At 67.3% G+C, this 14,583-nt stretch carries 12 protein-coding genes and 1 tRNA gene; 10 read left to right on the top strand and 3 right to left on the bottom strand.

Features of this window, described 5'->3' with window-relative positions; all coding sequences use genetic code 11:
* Nucleotides 1-209: 209 nt before the first annotated feature.
* Complete coding sequence (trxA, locus tag C0R07_RS02060) at nucleotides 210-1,073, bottom strand: thioredoxin (RefSeq protein WP_070470992.1); 864 nt, start codon at nucleotides 1,071-1,073, stop codon at nucleotides 210-212.
* Nucleotides 1,074-1,202: 129 nt separating this feature from the next.
* Here trxA and C0R07_RS02055 point away from each other — a divergent pair, with 129 nt between their 5' ends.
* The 8 genes from C0R07_RS02055 (at nucleotide 1,203) to C0R07_RS02020 (ending at nucleotide 8,320) form a co-directional block, all read left to right on the top strand.
* On the top strand, nucleotides 1,203-1,814 hold the full coding sequence (locus C0R07_RS02055) for a DUF998 domain-containing protein (protein WP_046273321.1): 612 nt from the start codon (nucleotides 1,203-1,205) through the stop codon (nucleotides 1,812-1,814).
* 186 nt (nucleotides 1,815-2,000) lie between these two features.
* Entirely contained in the window at nucleotides 2,001-4,649 is a 2,649-nt protein-coding gene (gene leuS / locus C0R07_RS02050; protein WP_070470989.1) for a leucine--tRNA ligase, read from the top strand.
* 162 nt (nucleotides 4,650-4,811) lie between these two features.
* The gene (gene lptE, locus C0R07_RS02045; protein ID WP_070470987.1) at nucleotides 4,812-5,402 is read left to right on the top strand and encodes an LPS assembly lipoprotein LptE; all 591 of its coding nucleotides are present in this window, start codon (nucleotides 4,812-4,814) and stop codon (nucleotides 5,400-5,402) included.
* Nucleotides 5,403-5,433: 31 nt separating this feature from the next.
* The gene (gene holA / locus C0R07_RS02040) at nucleotides 5,434-6,471 is read left to right on the top strand and encodes a DNA polymerase III subunit delta (protein ID WP_070425626.1); all 1,038 of its coding nucleotides are present in this window, start codon (nucleotides 5,434-5,436) and stop codon (nucleotides 6,469-6,471) included.
* Between the two features lie 4 nt (nucleotides 6,472-6,475).
* Nucleotides 6,476-7,141, top strand: coding sequence for a nicotinate-nucleotide adenylyltransferase (gene nadD, locus C0R07_RS02035; RefSeq protein ID WP_102788078.1), 666 nt, complete (start codon nucleotides 6,476-6,478; stop codon nucleotides 7,139-7,141).
* 121 nt (nucleotides 7,142-7,262) lie between these two features.
* Nucleotides 7,263-7,631, top strand: coding sequence for a ribosome silencing factor (gene rsfS / locus C0R07_RS02030; RefSeq protein WP_087947504.1), 369 nt, complete (start codon nucleotides 7,263-7,265; stop codon nucleotides 7,629-7,631).
* A gap of 84 nt (nucleotides 7,632-7,715) precedes the next feature.
* Nucleotides 7,716-8,186 carry a 23S rRNA (pseudouridine(1915)-N(3))-methyltransferase RlmH gene (gene rlmH / locus C0R07_RS02025; RefSeq protein ID WP_019183383.1) on the top strand — a complete coding sequence of 157 codons (471 nt, stop codon included), beginning with the start codon at nucleotides 7,716-7,718 and terminating at the stop codon, nucleotides 8,184-8,186.
* Between the two features lie 57 nt (nucleotides 8,187-8,243).
* Nucleotides 8,244-8,320 (top strand) — tRNA-Asn (locus C0R07_RS02020).
* Nucleotides 8,321-8,445: 125 nt separating this feature from the next.
* Here the strand turns inward: C0R07_RS02020 and C0R07_RS02015 are convergent.
* Together C0R07_RS02015 and C0R07_RS02010 are read right to left on the bottom strand one after the other, a co-directional pair.
* On the bottom strand, nucleotides 8,446-11,280 hold the full coding sequence (locus C0R07_RS02015) for a TonB-dependent receptor (RefSeq protein ID WP_102788077.1): 2,835 nt from the start codon (nucleotides 11,278-11,280) through the stop codon (nucleotides 8,446-8,448).
* A gap of 357 nt (nucleotides 11,281-11,637) precedes the next feature.
* The gene (locus C0R07_RS02010; protein ID WP_070427441.1) at nucleotides 11,638-12,372 is read right to left on the bottom strand and encodes an SIMPL domain-containing protein; all 735 of its coding nucleotides are present in this window, start codon (nucleotides 12,370-12,372) and stop codon (nucleotides 11,638-11,640) included.
* A gap of 130 nt (nucleotides 12,373-12,502) precedes the next feature.
* Between C0R07_RS02010 and C0R07_RS02005 the strand changes: the two genes are divergently transcribed.
* Together C0R07_RS02005 and rng are read left to right on the top strand one after the other, a co-directional pair.
* Nucleotides 12,503-13,084, top strand: coding sequence for a Maf-like protein (locus C0R07_RS02005; RefSeq protein ID WP_019182610.1), 582 nt, complete (start codon nucleotides 12,503-12,505; stop codon nucleotides 13,082-13,084).
* The gene (rng, locus tag C0R07_RS02000) at nucleotides 13,077-14,564 is read left to right on the top strand and encodes a ribonuclease G (protein WP_019182611.1); all 1,488 of its coding nucleotides are present in this window, start codon (nucleotides 13,077-13,079) and stop codon (nucleotides 14,562-14,564) included. The genes C0R07_RS02005 and rng overlap by 8 nt, the downstream gene beginning before the upstream one ends.
* Nucleotides 14,565-14,583: the final 19 nt, after the last annotated feature.

The raw sequence follows: 14,583 nt of genomic DNA, 5'->3' as shown, positions 1-14,583 counted from the left end.
CCCTGCAAGGCGGGGCGCAGCCAAGTAGGCCGCCATGGCCCAGACCTCATCCTCCCCGATGGATCGCAGCCTCCAGTGGGCCGCGGCGGCATTATTGCCCGGGAGCCGTGCAGGGTTTCTGAACGTGATTCACGTCACACATCAAAGCTGCCAGTTGGGATAGGCAGGTTCGACTGGCCAGCGCCCCGAGAGGCGCTGGCCGCCGGCGATCAGAACAGCAGCGACGCCATGCGGCGGCGGTACTGGCCGACCAGATCTTCATCCTCGATCACCTTGAAGGCATCGATCAGCAGTTTGCGCGGACGCCCGTCGTCATAGGTGCGATCCCGGCGCAGCATGTCCAGGAACTGCTCCAGCGCAGCGGCGTCCTGGCCGGACAGCAGCAGCTGCACGCCGCGCAGGTGGCGGGCCTGCAGGTCGTCGCTGTTGGCCGCAATGCGCGCGTCCAGCACCTCCGCGGCCGGAGCCTCCTGCAGCGCACTGGCGAACTCCAGGCGGGCACGGGCGCGCACGGCGCGGTCATCGGTGGATAGATTGGCCGGGAGCGCATCGATCAGCGCGGTGGCCTCGGCGGTGGCGCCGGTCTGCAGCAGGGCCAGGGCGAGGTCGAGCTTGAGTTCTTCCTTGTCCGGCTCGGCGGCGATCGCCGCGCGCAGCACGTCGACCTGGGCCTGCGGATCCAGCGGAGGCGCCTCGACGGCTTCTTCCTCGTCCGGGGCCGCCTCCAGCGGGACCACGCCATGCTGGGTCAGGAACTCGCGCAGTTGACCCTCCGGCACCGCACCGGGGAAGCCGTCCACGATCTGCCCGCCCTTGACCAGGAACACGGTGGGCACCGAACGGATCTGGAACGCGGCCGCGATCTGCTGTTCCTTGTCGACATCGACCTTGGCCAGCTCGAAGGCACCGTGGTATTCGCCCGCCAGCTTTTCCAGCATCGGGCCCAGGGTCTTGCAGGGGCCGCACCAGGTGGCCCAGAAATCGACCAGCACGGGGGTCTGCAGGGACTTCTGCAGGACCTCGGTCTCGAAGGTCTCGGTGGTGGCGTCAAAGACGTGGGGCAGATCGCTCATGGTTTCAAATCAACCGGGAAACTGGAGAGCAAGTGTATGGTGCCGGCCGCGACCGGACGCAACCCCGGCCGACGGATCGGCCTGGAAGCGGCGACAATACGGGCCTTGTAATGCAGCCGGGTGAGCAACATGCAGGGAATCCAACGTTGGGAAGGGGCGCTCGGCATTGCTGCCGCCGTGTTGTTCGTGGGCGCGGTGCTGGGTTTCGGCGCGGCGCTGCCGCTGTTCGATCCGATCGGCCACCCGGTGGCGCTGCTGGGCGCGATGGGGGTGCCGCATGCGCTGGCCTTCAATATCGTCGGGTTCGCGTTGCCCGGCCTGCTGGCCAGCCTGGTGGCGCTGCGCCTGCTGCTCCGGGTGCCGCGCACGGCGCCGTGGTCGATGCGCGTTGGCGCCCAGCTGCTGATGCTGGCCGGGGTCGGCTTCACCGCGATGGGCGTGCTGCCGCTGGATACCAGCGACCTGGACAACCCGGCCAGCCAATACCACGCCAGCGCGTGGATGGTCTGGGTGCTGGCCTTCGTGCCCGGGGCGGTGATGTCCGGGATCGGCGCGCTGCGGCTGCCGGCGTGGCGCGCGGTGGGTGCGCTGCACCTGGCCTGCGGGCTGGGCGTGCTGCTGGCGGCGTTCGCCCTGCAGGCCCTGCTGCCGGCACCGCTGGCCCAGCGCGTGGCCTTCGGTGCGTGGCTGGTCTGGCTGGTGGCGGTGCTGCCGCTGGCCCCGGGCGCGCGCCGTGCCTGAGCGCGGTTCACCTGCCGCTGCGCCCCGGCACCGCGCCGGGGCCAGGGCAGGGCGATGACGTATTCGGCCAATCCCCAGTCAATTCAATGAGATGACGGGTTTGGGCGCTGCGGTGGGCCACCTCGATTGGAGCCCTATGCCGCACTGCGGTACCCTGTGCCGCTTTGCCGCCGCACTAGCGTTTTTATGACCAGCGTCGAACCCAACGTTTACGATCCGCAGCAGGTTGAATCCGCCGCCCAGCAGTACTGGGATGCCACCCGTGCCTTCGAGGTCACCGAGACCTCGGACAAGCCGAAGTTCTACTGCCTCTCGATGCTGCCGTATCCGTCCGGTGCGCTGCACATGGGCCACGTGCGCAATTACACGATCGGTGACGTGATCAGCCGCTACAAGCGGATGACCGGCCACAACGTGCTGCAGCCGATGGGCTGGGATGCGTTCGGTCTGCCGGCCGAAAATGCGGCGATCAAGAACAAGACCGCGCCGGCCAAGTGGACCTACGCCAACATCGAGCACATGCGTGGCCAGTTCAAGGCCATGGGCTATGCGATCGACTGGTCGCGCGAGTTCGCCACCTGCACGCCCGAGTACTACGTGCACGAGCAGCGCATGTTCACCCGCCTGATGCGCAAGGGCCTGGCCTACCGCCGCAACGCGGTGGTGAACTGGGACCCGATCGATCAGACCGTGCTGGCCAACGAGCAGGTCATCGATGGCCGCGGCTGGCGTTCCGGCGCGCTGGTGGAAAAGCGCGAGATCCCGCAGTGGTTCCTGCGCATCACCGATTACGCCCAGGAACTGCTGGACGGCCTGGATGAACTGCCGGGTTGGCCCGACTCGGTCAAGACCATGCAGCGCAACTGGATCGGCCGCTCGGAAGGGCTGGAGATACAGTTCGACGTGCGCGATGCCGACGGCAGCACGCTGGACCCGCTGCGCGTGTTCACCACCCGTCCGGACACCGTGATGGGCGTGACCTTCGTGTCCATCGCCGGTGAGCATCCGCTGGCCCAGCACGCGGCCAAGTCCAACCCGGCGCTCGCGGCGCTGCTGGCCGAGATGAAGCAGGGCGGCGTCTCCGAAGCCGAACTGGAAACCCAGGAAAAGCGCGGGATGGATACCGGCCTGCGCGCCATCCATCCGGTCACCGGCGCCCAGGTGCCGGTGTGGGTCGCCAACTTCGTGCTGATGGGCTACGGCACCGGCGCGGTGATGGCCGTTCCGGGCCATGACCAGCGCGATAACGAATTCGCCAACAAGTACGGCCTGCCGATCCGCCAGGTCATCGCGTTGAAGTCGCTGCGCAAGGAAGAAAGCGCTTACGACGCCACGCGCTGGCAGGACTGGTATGGCGACAAGACCCGCGACACCGAACTGGTCAACTCCGAAGAGTTCGACGGGCTGGATTTCCAGGGCGCCTTCGAAGCACTGGCCGAGCGCTTCGAGCGCAAGGCCCAGGGCCAGCGCCGCGTGAACTACCGCCTGCGCGACTGGGGCGTCAGCCGCCAGCGCTACTGGGGCTGCCCGATCCCGGTGATCTACTGCCCGAAGTGCGGCGCCTTGCCGGTGCCGGAAGAGCAGCTGCCCGTGGTCCTGCCGGAGAACGTCAATTTCGTCGGCACCGGTTCGCCGATCAAGGCCGATCCGGAATGGCGCAAGACCACCTGCCCGGACTGCGGCGGCGCGGCCGAGCGCGAGACCGACACCTTCGACACCTTCATGGAGTCGAGCTGGTACTACGCGCGCTACACCTCCCCGGGTGCCCGCGACGCAGTGGACAAGCGCGGCAACTACTGGCTGCCGGTGGACCAGTACATCGGCGGCATCGAGCACGCGATCCTGCACCTGATGTACTTCCGTTTCTTCCACAAACTGCTGCGTGATGCGCGCATGGTGGACAGCAACGAACCGGCGCAGAACCTGCTGTGCCAGGGCATGGTGATCGCCGAGACCTACTACCGCCAGAACCCGGACGGCTCCAAGGACTGGATCAACCCGGCCGACGTGGATGTGCAGCGCGACGAGCGCGGCCGCATCGTCGGCGCGACCCTGATCGCCGACGGCCAGCCGGTGGTGATCGGTGGCACCGAGAAGATGTCCAAGTCCAAGAACAACGGCGTGGACCCGCAGGTGATGGTGAGCAAGTACGGTGCCGACACCGTGCGCCTGTTCTCGATGTTCGCCGCGCCGCCGGAACAGTCGCTGGAGTGGAACGAAGCCGGCGTGGACGGCATGGCCCGCTTCCTGCGCCGTTTGTGGGCGCAGGTGCAGAAGCACGCCGCCGACGGTGCCGCCCCGGCCCTGGACGTGGCCGCGCTCAACGCCGAGCAGAAGGCGCTGCGCCGCAAGACCCACGAAACCATCGGCAAGGTCGGCGACGACTACGGCCGCCGCCACAGCTTCAACACCGCCATCGCCGCGGTGATGGAGCTGATGAACGCGCTGGCCAAGTTCGATGACGTCAGCGAGCAGGGCCGTGCGGTCCGCCAGGAAGCGCTGCGCGCCACCGTGCTGCTGCTCAACCCGATCACCCCGCACGCCAGCCATGCGCTGTGGCAGGTGCTGGGCCACGCCGAGGAACTGCTGGAAGACCAGGCGTTTCCGCAGGCCGATCCGGCCGCGCTGGTGCGCGATGCGGTGACGCTGGCCGTGCAGGTCAACGGTAAGCTGCGCGGCACCATCGAGGTCGCTGCCGATGCCCCGCGTGATCAGATCGAAGCGCTGGGCCTGGCCGAGCCGAACGCGGCCAAGTTCCTGGAAGGTCTGACCGTGCGCAAGATCATCATCGTGCCGGGCAAGATCGTGAACATCGTGGCCGCTGCGCAGGGCTGATGCTGTCGTGCCGCCGGGTGCCTACGCGCCCGGTGGCACGGATCTCCAGGGGCAGGGTCCGGACGCGCCATGCAGGCCGCCCGGTATCAAGTCCTGTTCACGTGGCATCCGGCACGATCACTGCTTGTTGCCGCGACCGCCCGGCTCCTACAGACTGTGTCCATGACCCGATTCCTGCTTGCCCTTGTCCTGACCGCAACCCTCGCCGGCTGCGGTTTCCATCTGCGCAACAAGCTGATGCTGCCAGCCGATACGGCGGCGGTGCAGGTGGTGTCCACCGCGCCCTACAGTGAACTGGTCAAGCTGCTGCGTCGTGGCCTGCAGGCCTCGGGCGCCCAGATTGCCGACAGCGACAGCACCGAACCGGCCGCACAGCTCCAGGTGCTGTCCGAGCGTTGGGGCGATCTGCCGATCGCGATCGATGCCCAGGGCCGTGCCCAGGAATACAGCCTGCGCTACGCGGTGATCTTCATCTTCCGCCGCGAAGACGGCAGCGAGCTGGTGCCGCAGCAGGTGATCGAGCTCTCGCGCGATTACGTGTCGCCGCCGACCGACGCCACCGGTACCACCACCGAGCGCGAGATCCTCGCCGACGAACTGCGTCGTGAAATGTCGGCCTCGATCATGCGCCGCATCGACAGCGTGGTCCGTGCCGAGCTGGAGCACGGCCGTGCCCCGGCCAAGCCCGGCACGACGCCGGCCACCCCCCCGGCCACGCCGGCGGTGCCGGCCGACGTGCCGCAGGGGCACTGAGCCCGGTCCGCCCGCGGATCGGCCTGCCCGGATGGAACTTCGTCCCGAACAGCTTGCCAGCCAACCGGCCAGCCAGCCGCTGGCACCGGTGTATCTGATCGCCGGGCCGGAAACACTGCGCGTGCTGGAAGCGGCCGACGCCGTGCGTGCGCGGGCACGCGCCGATGGTGTCAACGAACGCGAAGTGTTCGATGCCGATGGCCGTGACTTCGACTGGAACCAGCTCGACGCCAGCTTCAACGCGCCCAGCCTGTTCAGTGCCCGGCGCCTGATGGAACTGCGGCTGCCCAGCGGCAAGCCGGGCAAGGAAGGCGCTGAAGTGATCAGCCAGTTCTGTGCCAACCCGGCGCCGGACGTGATCCTGCTGATCACCTGCAACGAATGGAGCAAGGCCCACCAGACCAAGTGGGCCGATGCGGTGGGCCGTGCCGGGGTGATCTCGGTGGCGTGGGCGATCAAGCCGCATGAACTCACCGAGTGGATCGAGCGCCGCCTGCGTGGCAAGGGCCTGCGCGCGGATCCGCAGGCCGTGCAGCGCCTGGCCGAGCGGGTGGAGGGCAATCTGCTGGCCGCCGCCCAGGAAATCGACAAGCTGGCCTTGTTGGCCGACGGCCAGACGCTGGACGTGGACACGATGGAGTCGCTGGTGGCCGATGCCGCCCGCTATGACGTGTTCCGGCTGGTGGAAGCCACCTTCTCCGGCCAGCCTGCCGCGGTGCTGCGCATGATCGCCGGGCTGCGTGCCGAAGGCGAAGCCGTGGCGGCCCTGACCCCGATCGTGATCCGCGAGCTGCTCTCCACCGCCGGCCTAGCGCGGGTGCAGGCGCGCGGTGGCAACCTGGCCGCGGAAATGAAGAGCCGCGGCATCTGGGAGTCGCGGCAGGCGCCGTTCAAGCGCGCCCTGCAGCGCCATCCCGAGGTCAAGCGCTGGGAGCGCTTCGTGGCCGAGGCCGGGCTGGTGGACCGCATCGCCAAGGGGCGCGCCGATGGCGATGCCTGGCTGGCGTTGGAGCGGCTGTTGATCGCCGTGTCCGAAGCCCGTGCCGTGCGCCTGCTCGCCCGGGCCTGAGCCCATGGGGCTGCGCATCTATTACGGCGGGACCTTCGATCCCGTTCATCTGGGCCACCTGGCCATTGCCCGCGCCGCGCGCGACCAGCTGCAGGTGGCCGTGCGCCTGCTGCCGGCCGCCGATCCGCCGCACCGCGCTGCCCCTGGCGCCGATGCCGCGCAGCGCTTGGCCATGCTGGCCCTGGCCGTCGGCGACGAACCGGGCCTGCTGCTGGACCGGCACGAGCTGGACCGCGCCGAGCGCCAGCCCGGCGTACCGTCCTACACCGTGGATACCCTGCGCGAGCTGCGCGCCGAACTGGGCCCGCGCCAGCCCATCGCCTGGCTGGTGGGGGCCGACAGCCTGTTGGCCCTGCCCAGCTGGCACGAGTGGGGCGCGCTGTTCGAGCTGGCGCATTTCATCGTGGCCGACCGCCCGGGCAGCCCGCTGGCGGGCACGCTCGACCCGGTCCTGGCCAAGGCCCTGGAAGGGCGCTGGGCCAGCCACGAGCGCGCGCTGTTCACCGCCCCGGCCGGGCGCCTGCTGCGTCTGCAGGCCCCGTTGCGCGAGGAATCGGCCACCGCCGTACGCGCGCAGATCCAGGCCGACGGTTCCTGGCAGGCGCTGCTGCCGGCGCCGGTGGCCGACTACATCCTCGGTCACCGCCTGTACGGCGCAACACCGTCGTGAATACGCGCGGCCCCGCCGCCCCGTATAATCGGCCCCACATTTATCGAGTTGACCCGCTTTGAGCAACCAAGCCCAGCCCCAGACCATCAAGGTCCAACTGCCCAATCCGGCGCCCTCCGTCATGCAGCTGCTCGAGTGCGTGCGCGGGGCCACCGAAGAACTGAAGGCCAAGGATCTCGTTGAGATCGACGTCATCGGCCGCTCCAGCGTCGCCGATTACATGGTGATCGCCTCGGGCACCTCCAGCCGTCACGTCAAGTCGATTGCCGATGAAGTGGTGAAGTTCGCCAAGAAGCTGGGTGTGATGCCGCTGGGCGTGGAAGGCGAGCGCGAAGCCGAATGGGTGCTGGTCGACCTGGGCGACGTGATCGTCCACGTGATGCTGCCGCGCGTGCGTGAGTTCTACGCGCTCGAGCGCCTGTGGACCGTGGGCGACCAGCCGCCGATCGAGCTGCTCGACGATGCGGACGACGACTACGACGCGCGCTGATCGCAGCGTGCCCGGTCACGACAACGGCGCCGATGGCGCCGTTGTCTTTTGCGGCGCCGCCTGCGGTAGCTGCGGAGGACACCGATGAAAGCCAGGTTGATCGCCACCGGCGAGCGCGCGCCATCCTGGGTCGCGCAGGGGTTTGCCGAGTACCAGAAGCGGCTCTCGCACTGGCTGCCGTTCGAGCTGGTCGAGATCGAGCCCGGCCTGCGCGGCAAGGGTCGCGATGCGCGCCGCGCGACCGATGACGAAGGCAAGCGGGTGATCGCCGCGCTGCCGAAGAATGCCTATGTGGTCGCGCTCGATGTGCCGGGCCGCCAACTCAGTTCCGAGCAGCTGGCCCAGCGCCTGGAGCATTGGCGAGGGCAGGGCAGGGACCTGGCGTTCCTGATCGGCGGGCCGGAAGGCCACTCGGCCGAGGTGTCGGCGATGGCCGACGAGAAATGGTCGATCGGGCCGCTGACGCTGCCGCACATGCTGGTGCGCCTGGTCGTGGCCGAACAGCTGTACCGCGCTGCGGCCATGCTGGCCAATCATCCGTATCACCGTGCGTGAAATAGTTGTCGCCAGACGGGTTACATCTCGCGAAAAACGGGCTACAATGCGCACCCCGCCCGAATAGCTCAGCCGGTTAGAGCACTTGACTGTTAATCAGGGGGTCGTTGGTTCGAGTCCAACTTCGGGCGCCAAGATTTGAAAAAAGCCTCGCAGCGATGCGGGGCTTTTTTTTGCCTGCGATGTGCGCAACTCGCGTGGCCGAGCAACAAAAAGCCCGGGCACTGCCCGGGCTCCTTGTTCCCCAAGTGCGGCTACCTCATTCGAAGGTGTACTTGGCACCGACGGTGAAGTAACGGCCGATCGCACCGCTGAAGTGCAGCGGGTTGTAGTTCACGCCACCGTAGGTGGTCGGATCCAGCGGAGCGATGCGGTCGAACAGGTTCTGCACCGATGCATTCAGTTCGAAGGCCTCGGTGATGTTCCAGCGACCGGAGAGGTCGAAGGTGGTGAACGAGGAAATCTTGGTGACGTCCGTGCCGTCGGCATAGGCGAACTGATACGAGCCGTCCGGACCGCGGAAGTCGGTGTTCTCCATCTTGGAGATGTAGTTGGCCACGCCGCTGACGCTCCACGGGCCCTGCTTCCAGGTGGTACCGAAGTTGATGCGGTCCTTCGGGGTGCCGATGCAGTTGGTGACGTCGCAGTTGCCGTGGGTACCGGCATAGTCGACGGTCACGTCGGCATCGGTGCGCTCGAACTTGAGCACGTGGCTCCACTGCAGGTCCATTTCCAGCTGGCCCGGACCGATGTCGAAGGTCTGGCGGATGTCGGTATCGATGCCGCGCACGCGGGTGGATGCCGCATTGATGTACTGCGTATTGACCGCCAGGATGCTGCCGGTGCCCGGAACGCCATTGAGCAGGTTGTTGTCACGCAGCACATTGCCCGCGGCAATCGCTTCGGCCGTACTGCCCTGGGCGATTTCGTTGGTGCGCTTGATCTGCCACGCGTCGACCGTCATCGAGGTGCTGGAGGTCGGCTGCAGCACCAGGCCCACCGAGTAGCTCTTGGACTCTTCCGGCTTCAGGTCGGCGTTGGGGCGGGTGATGATGGCGACCGGCAGTGCGCCGCAATCGTCATCGTTCGCGCCCGGGGCCGGGTTGCCGCCGGGGCAGCGCACGGGATCGGAAGCGTTGGAGAACGCGGCCAGGCCACCGTCGCCGTTCTCGGCCGGGTTGGGGGCACGGAAGCCTTCGGCATAGCTGCCGCGGACGGCGATCCAGTCGGCCGGGGTCCACTTGATCCCGACCTTCGGCGTCGCCTTGCCTTCGCCGCTCTCATACTTGTCGTAGCGGACCGCGCCAGACAGTTCCAACTGCTCCAGCACCGGGGCGGACAGCTCGACATAGCCGGCGTACACGTTCTGCGTACCGTCGTAGGCCGAGTAGCCCAGGCCGATGATCTGGCCCTGGTCGGTGAAGGTCTGCGGGGTCAGGCTGTTGCTGGTCTTGCGCCATTCGGTACCCAGCGCCAGACCCAGCGCGCCACCCTTGAGGTCGGCCAGGCTGCGCGACACGGTGAAGTCGAACATGTCCAGGCTGGACTTGGCGCGGGCGCTGATGTCCGGCGAGATGTAGTCATACAGGGCCTGCGAGTTCAGCCCCGCGTTGTCGCCGATGCGCCACACGCCTGCCGGGCAGGCCGGATTGCCGAGCACGCAACGCACGGCGTCGTAGTTCAGGAAGCCGGTACGCTTGTTGACCAGGTCGGTGCCCGAATGCAGGTAGGCCGTGTCGTAGCTCCACTCGCCCCAGTTGCCCTTGACGCCGACCAGGAAGCGGTTGAACTCGTTGGTGTTCTCGGTCACACGCGGGCCGACATCCCAGGCCGAGTAGCGCAGGCGCGAGGCCTGGCCGGGGATCGGGTTGTCCGGGTGGGTCGGGCTGAGCACGGTGGCGCCATCGCCGCTGTTGGCGTTGACCGGGCCACCGGGATAGCCCCAGCCACCGGAAACGCCGGAGGGCGTGTTGCTGAAGGTGGTTTCCTTCTTGGAGTAGCCGATTTCGGTGTAGATCTCACCGCCCTCGCCGAAGGCGAAGCTGGCGCGACCAAATACGTTGACGTACTTCTCTTCCGGGGTCAGGTCACGGTACAGCTGGGCCGGATCCCACAGGCAGCCCTGCTGCTGGGCGGTGACATCGTTCTGGCCGGGGATGGTGGTCAAACCGGCGCAGCCCGGCAGCGCGACGAGGAAGGCCGGGTCGTCATCCGTCACCGCACGGTCGTCGAACACCGAACCGTTCGGACCCACACCGCCACGGGTACCGCCGGAGAGCGCGGCGCCACCCAGGAACTGGGCGTTGTTGCCATAGCCCCACGGGCGGATATCACCGGTGCCGATCCACTTGCGGTTCTTGCGGTCGCTGATCTTGATCGCGTCGGTCTTGCCCACGTCCAGACTGAAGAACGCGTTCCAGCCATCGGTGGCCAGGTCGCCGGTGCCGGCGGTCAGGGTGGCCTTCCTGGCATCGCCGTCGCTGTCGCCGGACAGGCCGTAGGAGGCGCGCAGGATGGCGCCGTTGAAGTCGCTGCGCAGGATGATGTTGACCACGCCGGCGATGGCGTCCGAACCGTAGATCGCAGAAGCGCCGTCCTTCAGGACTTCAATGCGCTCGACCGCATCCAGCGGAATGGTGCTCAGGTCGGTGAAGACTTTCTGGCCGTCATCGGCCAGGCCGTAGGTCGCCATGCGGCGGCCGTTCAACAGCACCAGCGTGGAGCCGGCGCCCAGGCCGCGCAGCGAGATGCCGGCGCCACCGCCGGCAAACCCGTTGCCGAAGGTCTTGGGAATGGAGCCTGACCCGTCCGCGGTCAGGGTCTGCAGATACTCGGCGACCGTGGTCTTGCCGGTACGGTCGATCTCCTGGCGGGTGACCACCTGGACGGGGGAGGGAGTTTCGGTATTCGTGCGGGGGATGTTCGACCCGGTGACGGTGATCCGGTCAAGGTTGGTCGCCTGCTCCTGCGCGAACGCGGAGGACGACGCCATGGCCCCTACCAGCAGCAGCGCGCCGCTGGTCAGGATCGTGGAAATGGAATGGGCCAGGGTATTGCGGCGGCTGTCGTCGCGGCGTTGGGTCGGGTGTTTCACAGCTTCTCTCCTGACTGGGAAAACCTAGATGTCAATAAGTCGACACCAGAACGGTGGCAACGGCGCCAATCTAGGTTTCCGGCAGGTGACGCAAGTGTGAAAAATTGCTTAATTCGGGAACGATGGCGTGAGGGGGTTGTATGAATGGGGAGAGCCCCGTCGCGGTGCTCTCCGGACGCCTCAACGCGGCAACGAGAATTCCACCGACACCCGGCCATCGGCCTCGACGACCTGACCATCGACGATGGCGGTGCGCCGCAGACTGCAGTCGGGCTATGACCGCGGACAGCATGACGGCGCCCTAAGGCGCCGTCATGCCAGGCAGGAGCGGACGTGGGTCCGCTCTGCTGCGACGTGTTACCGGCCCAGATCGAACACCACGTCCAGGTTGACCGACACGGTCGATTCGCCCGGCGACACCGGCGTGGAGACATCGGCCGCCATCGGCGCGGCCGCCGCACGCATCATCACCGGGCGGAAGTTGCCGCCACCGCTTTCGGAGATGCTCACGATCCGGCGCACGCGCAGGCCCAGCGACTTGGCATATGTTTCGGCGCGGGCCTGGGCCTTCTTCAGTGCGGCCAGGCGGGCTTCGTCGTAGACCGGCTCGGGCTGGTCGATCTCGAACTGCGGGCCGTTGATCTGGTTGGCGCCCTGCGCGGCCAGTGCATCAAGCACTTTGCCGAGCTTGGCGATGTCGCGCACCTTCAGGCTGACCGTATTGCTGGCCTGGTAGCCGGTGATCTTTGGCGCCTCGTTGTCGGCGTAACGGTACTGCGGGCTCAGGTTGACGCCGCTGGTCTGCACATCGCGCTCGGCAATGCCGGCGGCCTTGATCGCGGCAAGCACCTTGGTCATCTGCTCGGCGTTCTGGCGCATGGCGGTGTTGCCGTCCACGGCCTGGGTGACGACACCGGCCGACAGCGTGGCCACGTCCGGCACGCGCCTGGCCTCGGCATTGGCCGAAATGTTGAGCAGGGTGCCGTCGGCCGGCACGGCGATGGCGGGCTGGGACTGGGCGTGGGCGGTCATCGAAGCTCCCAGGGCAAGGGACAGGGCGAGCAGCAACGGGGACAGGGACGGGCGGCGCATGTACATCTCCTTGTGAAGACGTTGAGGTTGGTGTCGGGGCGATGAACGCGTCGTGAGGTTTGATGGGGTTGATGACGATTGGAGGGTGTTGCTTGCGATTCAGACAGTAGCCTCAGGTTATGCTTCCTCGATGCTTTATCTCGCCTCTCGATCCCCCCGACGAAACGAACTGCTTGCGCGCCTGGACCGACCGTTCCAGGCGCTCGATCTTCACGTGCCCGAAGTCCGTGCGCCCGCCGAGTCGGCCGCCGATTACGTGCAGCGGGTCGCCGCCGACAAGGCGCGTGCCGGGCTGGCGCTGGTCGCCCATGACCCGGACGCGGTGGTGCTCGGCTCGGACACCGAGGTGGTGCTGGATGGGCGCGTGTTCGGCAAGCCGGTCGATGCCGACGATGCGCGCGCGATGCTGCGCGCGCTGGCCGGGCGCACCCACCAGGTGATGACCGCCGTGGCGCTGGTCGCCGCCGGCCGGGAGCAGGGCGTACTGGTGGTCTCGGAGGTGACGTTCGCGGCGATCGACGAGGACCGGATCGCCGCCTACGTGGCCACGGGCGAGCCGATGGACAAAGCCGGCGCCTATGCGATCCAGGGCGGCGCCGAACGATATATCCGCCACCTGGCGGGAAGCTATTCGGGTGTGATGGGTTTGCCCCTGCAACAGACCGAGCAGTTGCTGCAGGCGTTTGAACTGAAGGGAGTCGCCCATGTCTGAAGAAATCCTGGTCAATGTCACCCCGCGGGAAACCCGCGTCGCCGTCATCGAAAACGGCATGCTGCAGGAGCTGCATATCGAACGCGGCTGGCGCCGTGGCGTGGTCGGCAACATTTATAAAGGCAAGGTCCAGCGGGTGATGCCCGGCATGCAGGCGGCGTTCGTGGAGGTCGGGCTGGAGCGCGCCGCGTTCCTGCACGCCAACGACGTGATCCGCCCGGCCCCGGTGGCCAGCGCCGATACCGAAGGCACCACCCTGCCGCCGCCGTCCTCGGTGCCGATCGTGGAGTTGCTGCGCGACGGCCAGGACATCGTGGTGCAGGTGGTCAAGGATCCGATCGGGACCAAGGGGGCCCGGCTGACCACGCAGATCAGCATTCCCTCGCGCTACATGGTGCTGCTGCCGCAGTCCAAGGTGGTGGGCGTGTCGGCCCGGATCGAAGACGAGGCCGAGCGCGCGCGCCTGAAGACCCTGGTGACTGAACTGTCGGCCCAGCACGGCGGTTACGGCTATATCGTGCGCACCAACGCCGAAGGCCAGCCGGCCGAAGCGATCGCCGAGGACGTGGCCTACCTGTCGCGGGTCTGGAACGTGGTCGAGCGCCGTGGCCGCGATGCCGCCCCGTGCAGCGTGATCTATGAAGACCTGAGCCTGCCGCTGCGCTCGGTGCGCGACCTGATCCGCAAGGACGTGGACAAGGTCAAGGTCGACTCCAAGGAGACCTTCAACCAGTTGCAGGCATTCGTGGCCAAGTACATGCCGGTGCTGGCCGAGAAGTTGGAGCTGTACAGCGGCGATCGCCCGATCTTCGACATGTTCGGGGTCGAGGACGAGATCGGCCGGGCGCTGGACAAGCAGGTACCGCTCAAGTCCGGTGGCTATCTGGTGATCGACCAGACCGAGGCGATGACCACGATCGACGTCAACACCGGTTCGTTCCTGGGCCAGCGCAATCTCGAAGAGACGGTGTTCCGCACCAATCTTGAAGCGGCGCAGGCCGTGGCGCGCCAACTGCGGCTGCGCAACCTGGGCGGCATCATCATCATCGACTTCATCGACATGGATGACGCCGAGCATCGCCGTCAGGTGCTGCGCACGCTGGAGAAGGCGCTGGCCCGCGACCATGCCAAGACCACCGTCTACGATTTCTCGCCGCTGGGCCTGGTCGAGATGACGCGCAAGCGCACCGTGGAAAGCCTGGAGCGCCAGCTGTCCGAGCCGTGCCCGGAGTGCAGCGGGCGGGGTTCGATCAAGACCGCCGAGACGGTGACCTATGAGATCTTCCGCGAGATCACCCGGGCGGTGCGCCAGTTCGATGCGGCCCGCCTGCTGGTGATTGCCTCCTCGAAGGTGGTCGCGCGCATCACCGACGAGGAGTCCTCGGCGGTAGCCGAACTGGAGGAGTTCCTGGGCAAGAGCATCCGCTTCCAGGCGGACGAGCAGTACCTGCAGGAGCAGTTCGATGTCGTGCTGCTCTGACCGCGGCCGGTCCGGCGTT

It is taken from the genome of Stenotrophomonas bentonitica (assembly GCF_002887735.1).
In the GTDB taxonomy this organism is placed as follows: domain Bacteria; phylum Pseudomonadota; class Gammaproteobacteria; order Xanthomonadales; family Xanthomonadaceae; genus Stenotrophomonas; species Stenotrophomonas bentonitica_A.
This window is presented reverse-complemented; position numbering and strand designations above follow the sequence as displayed.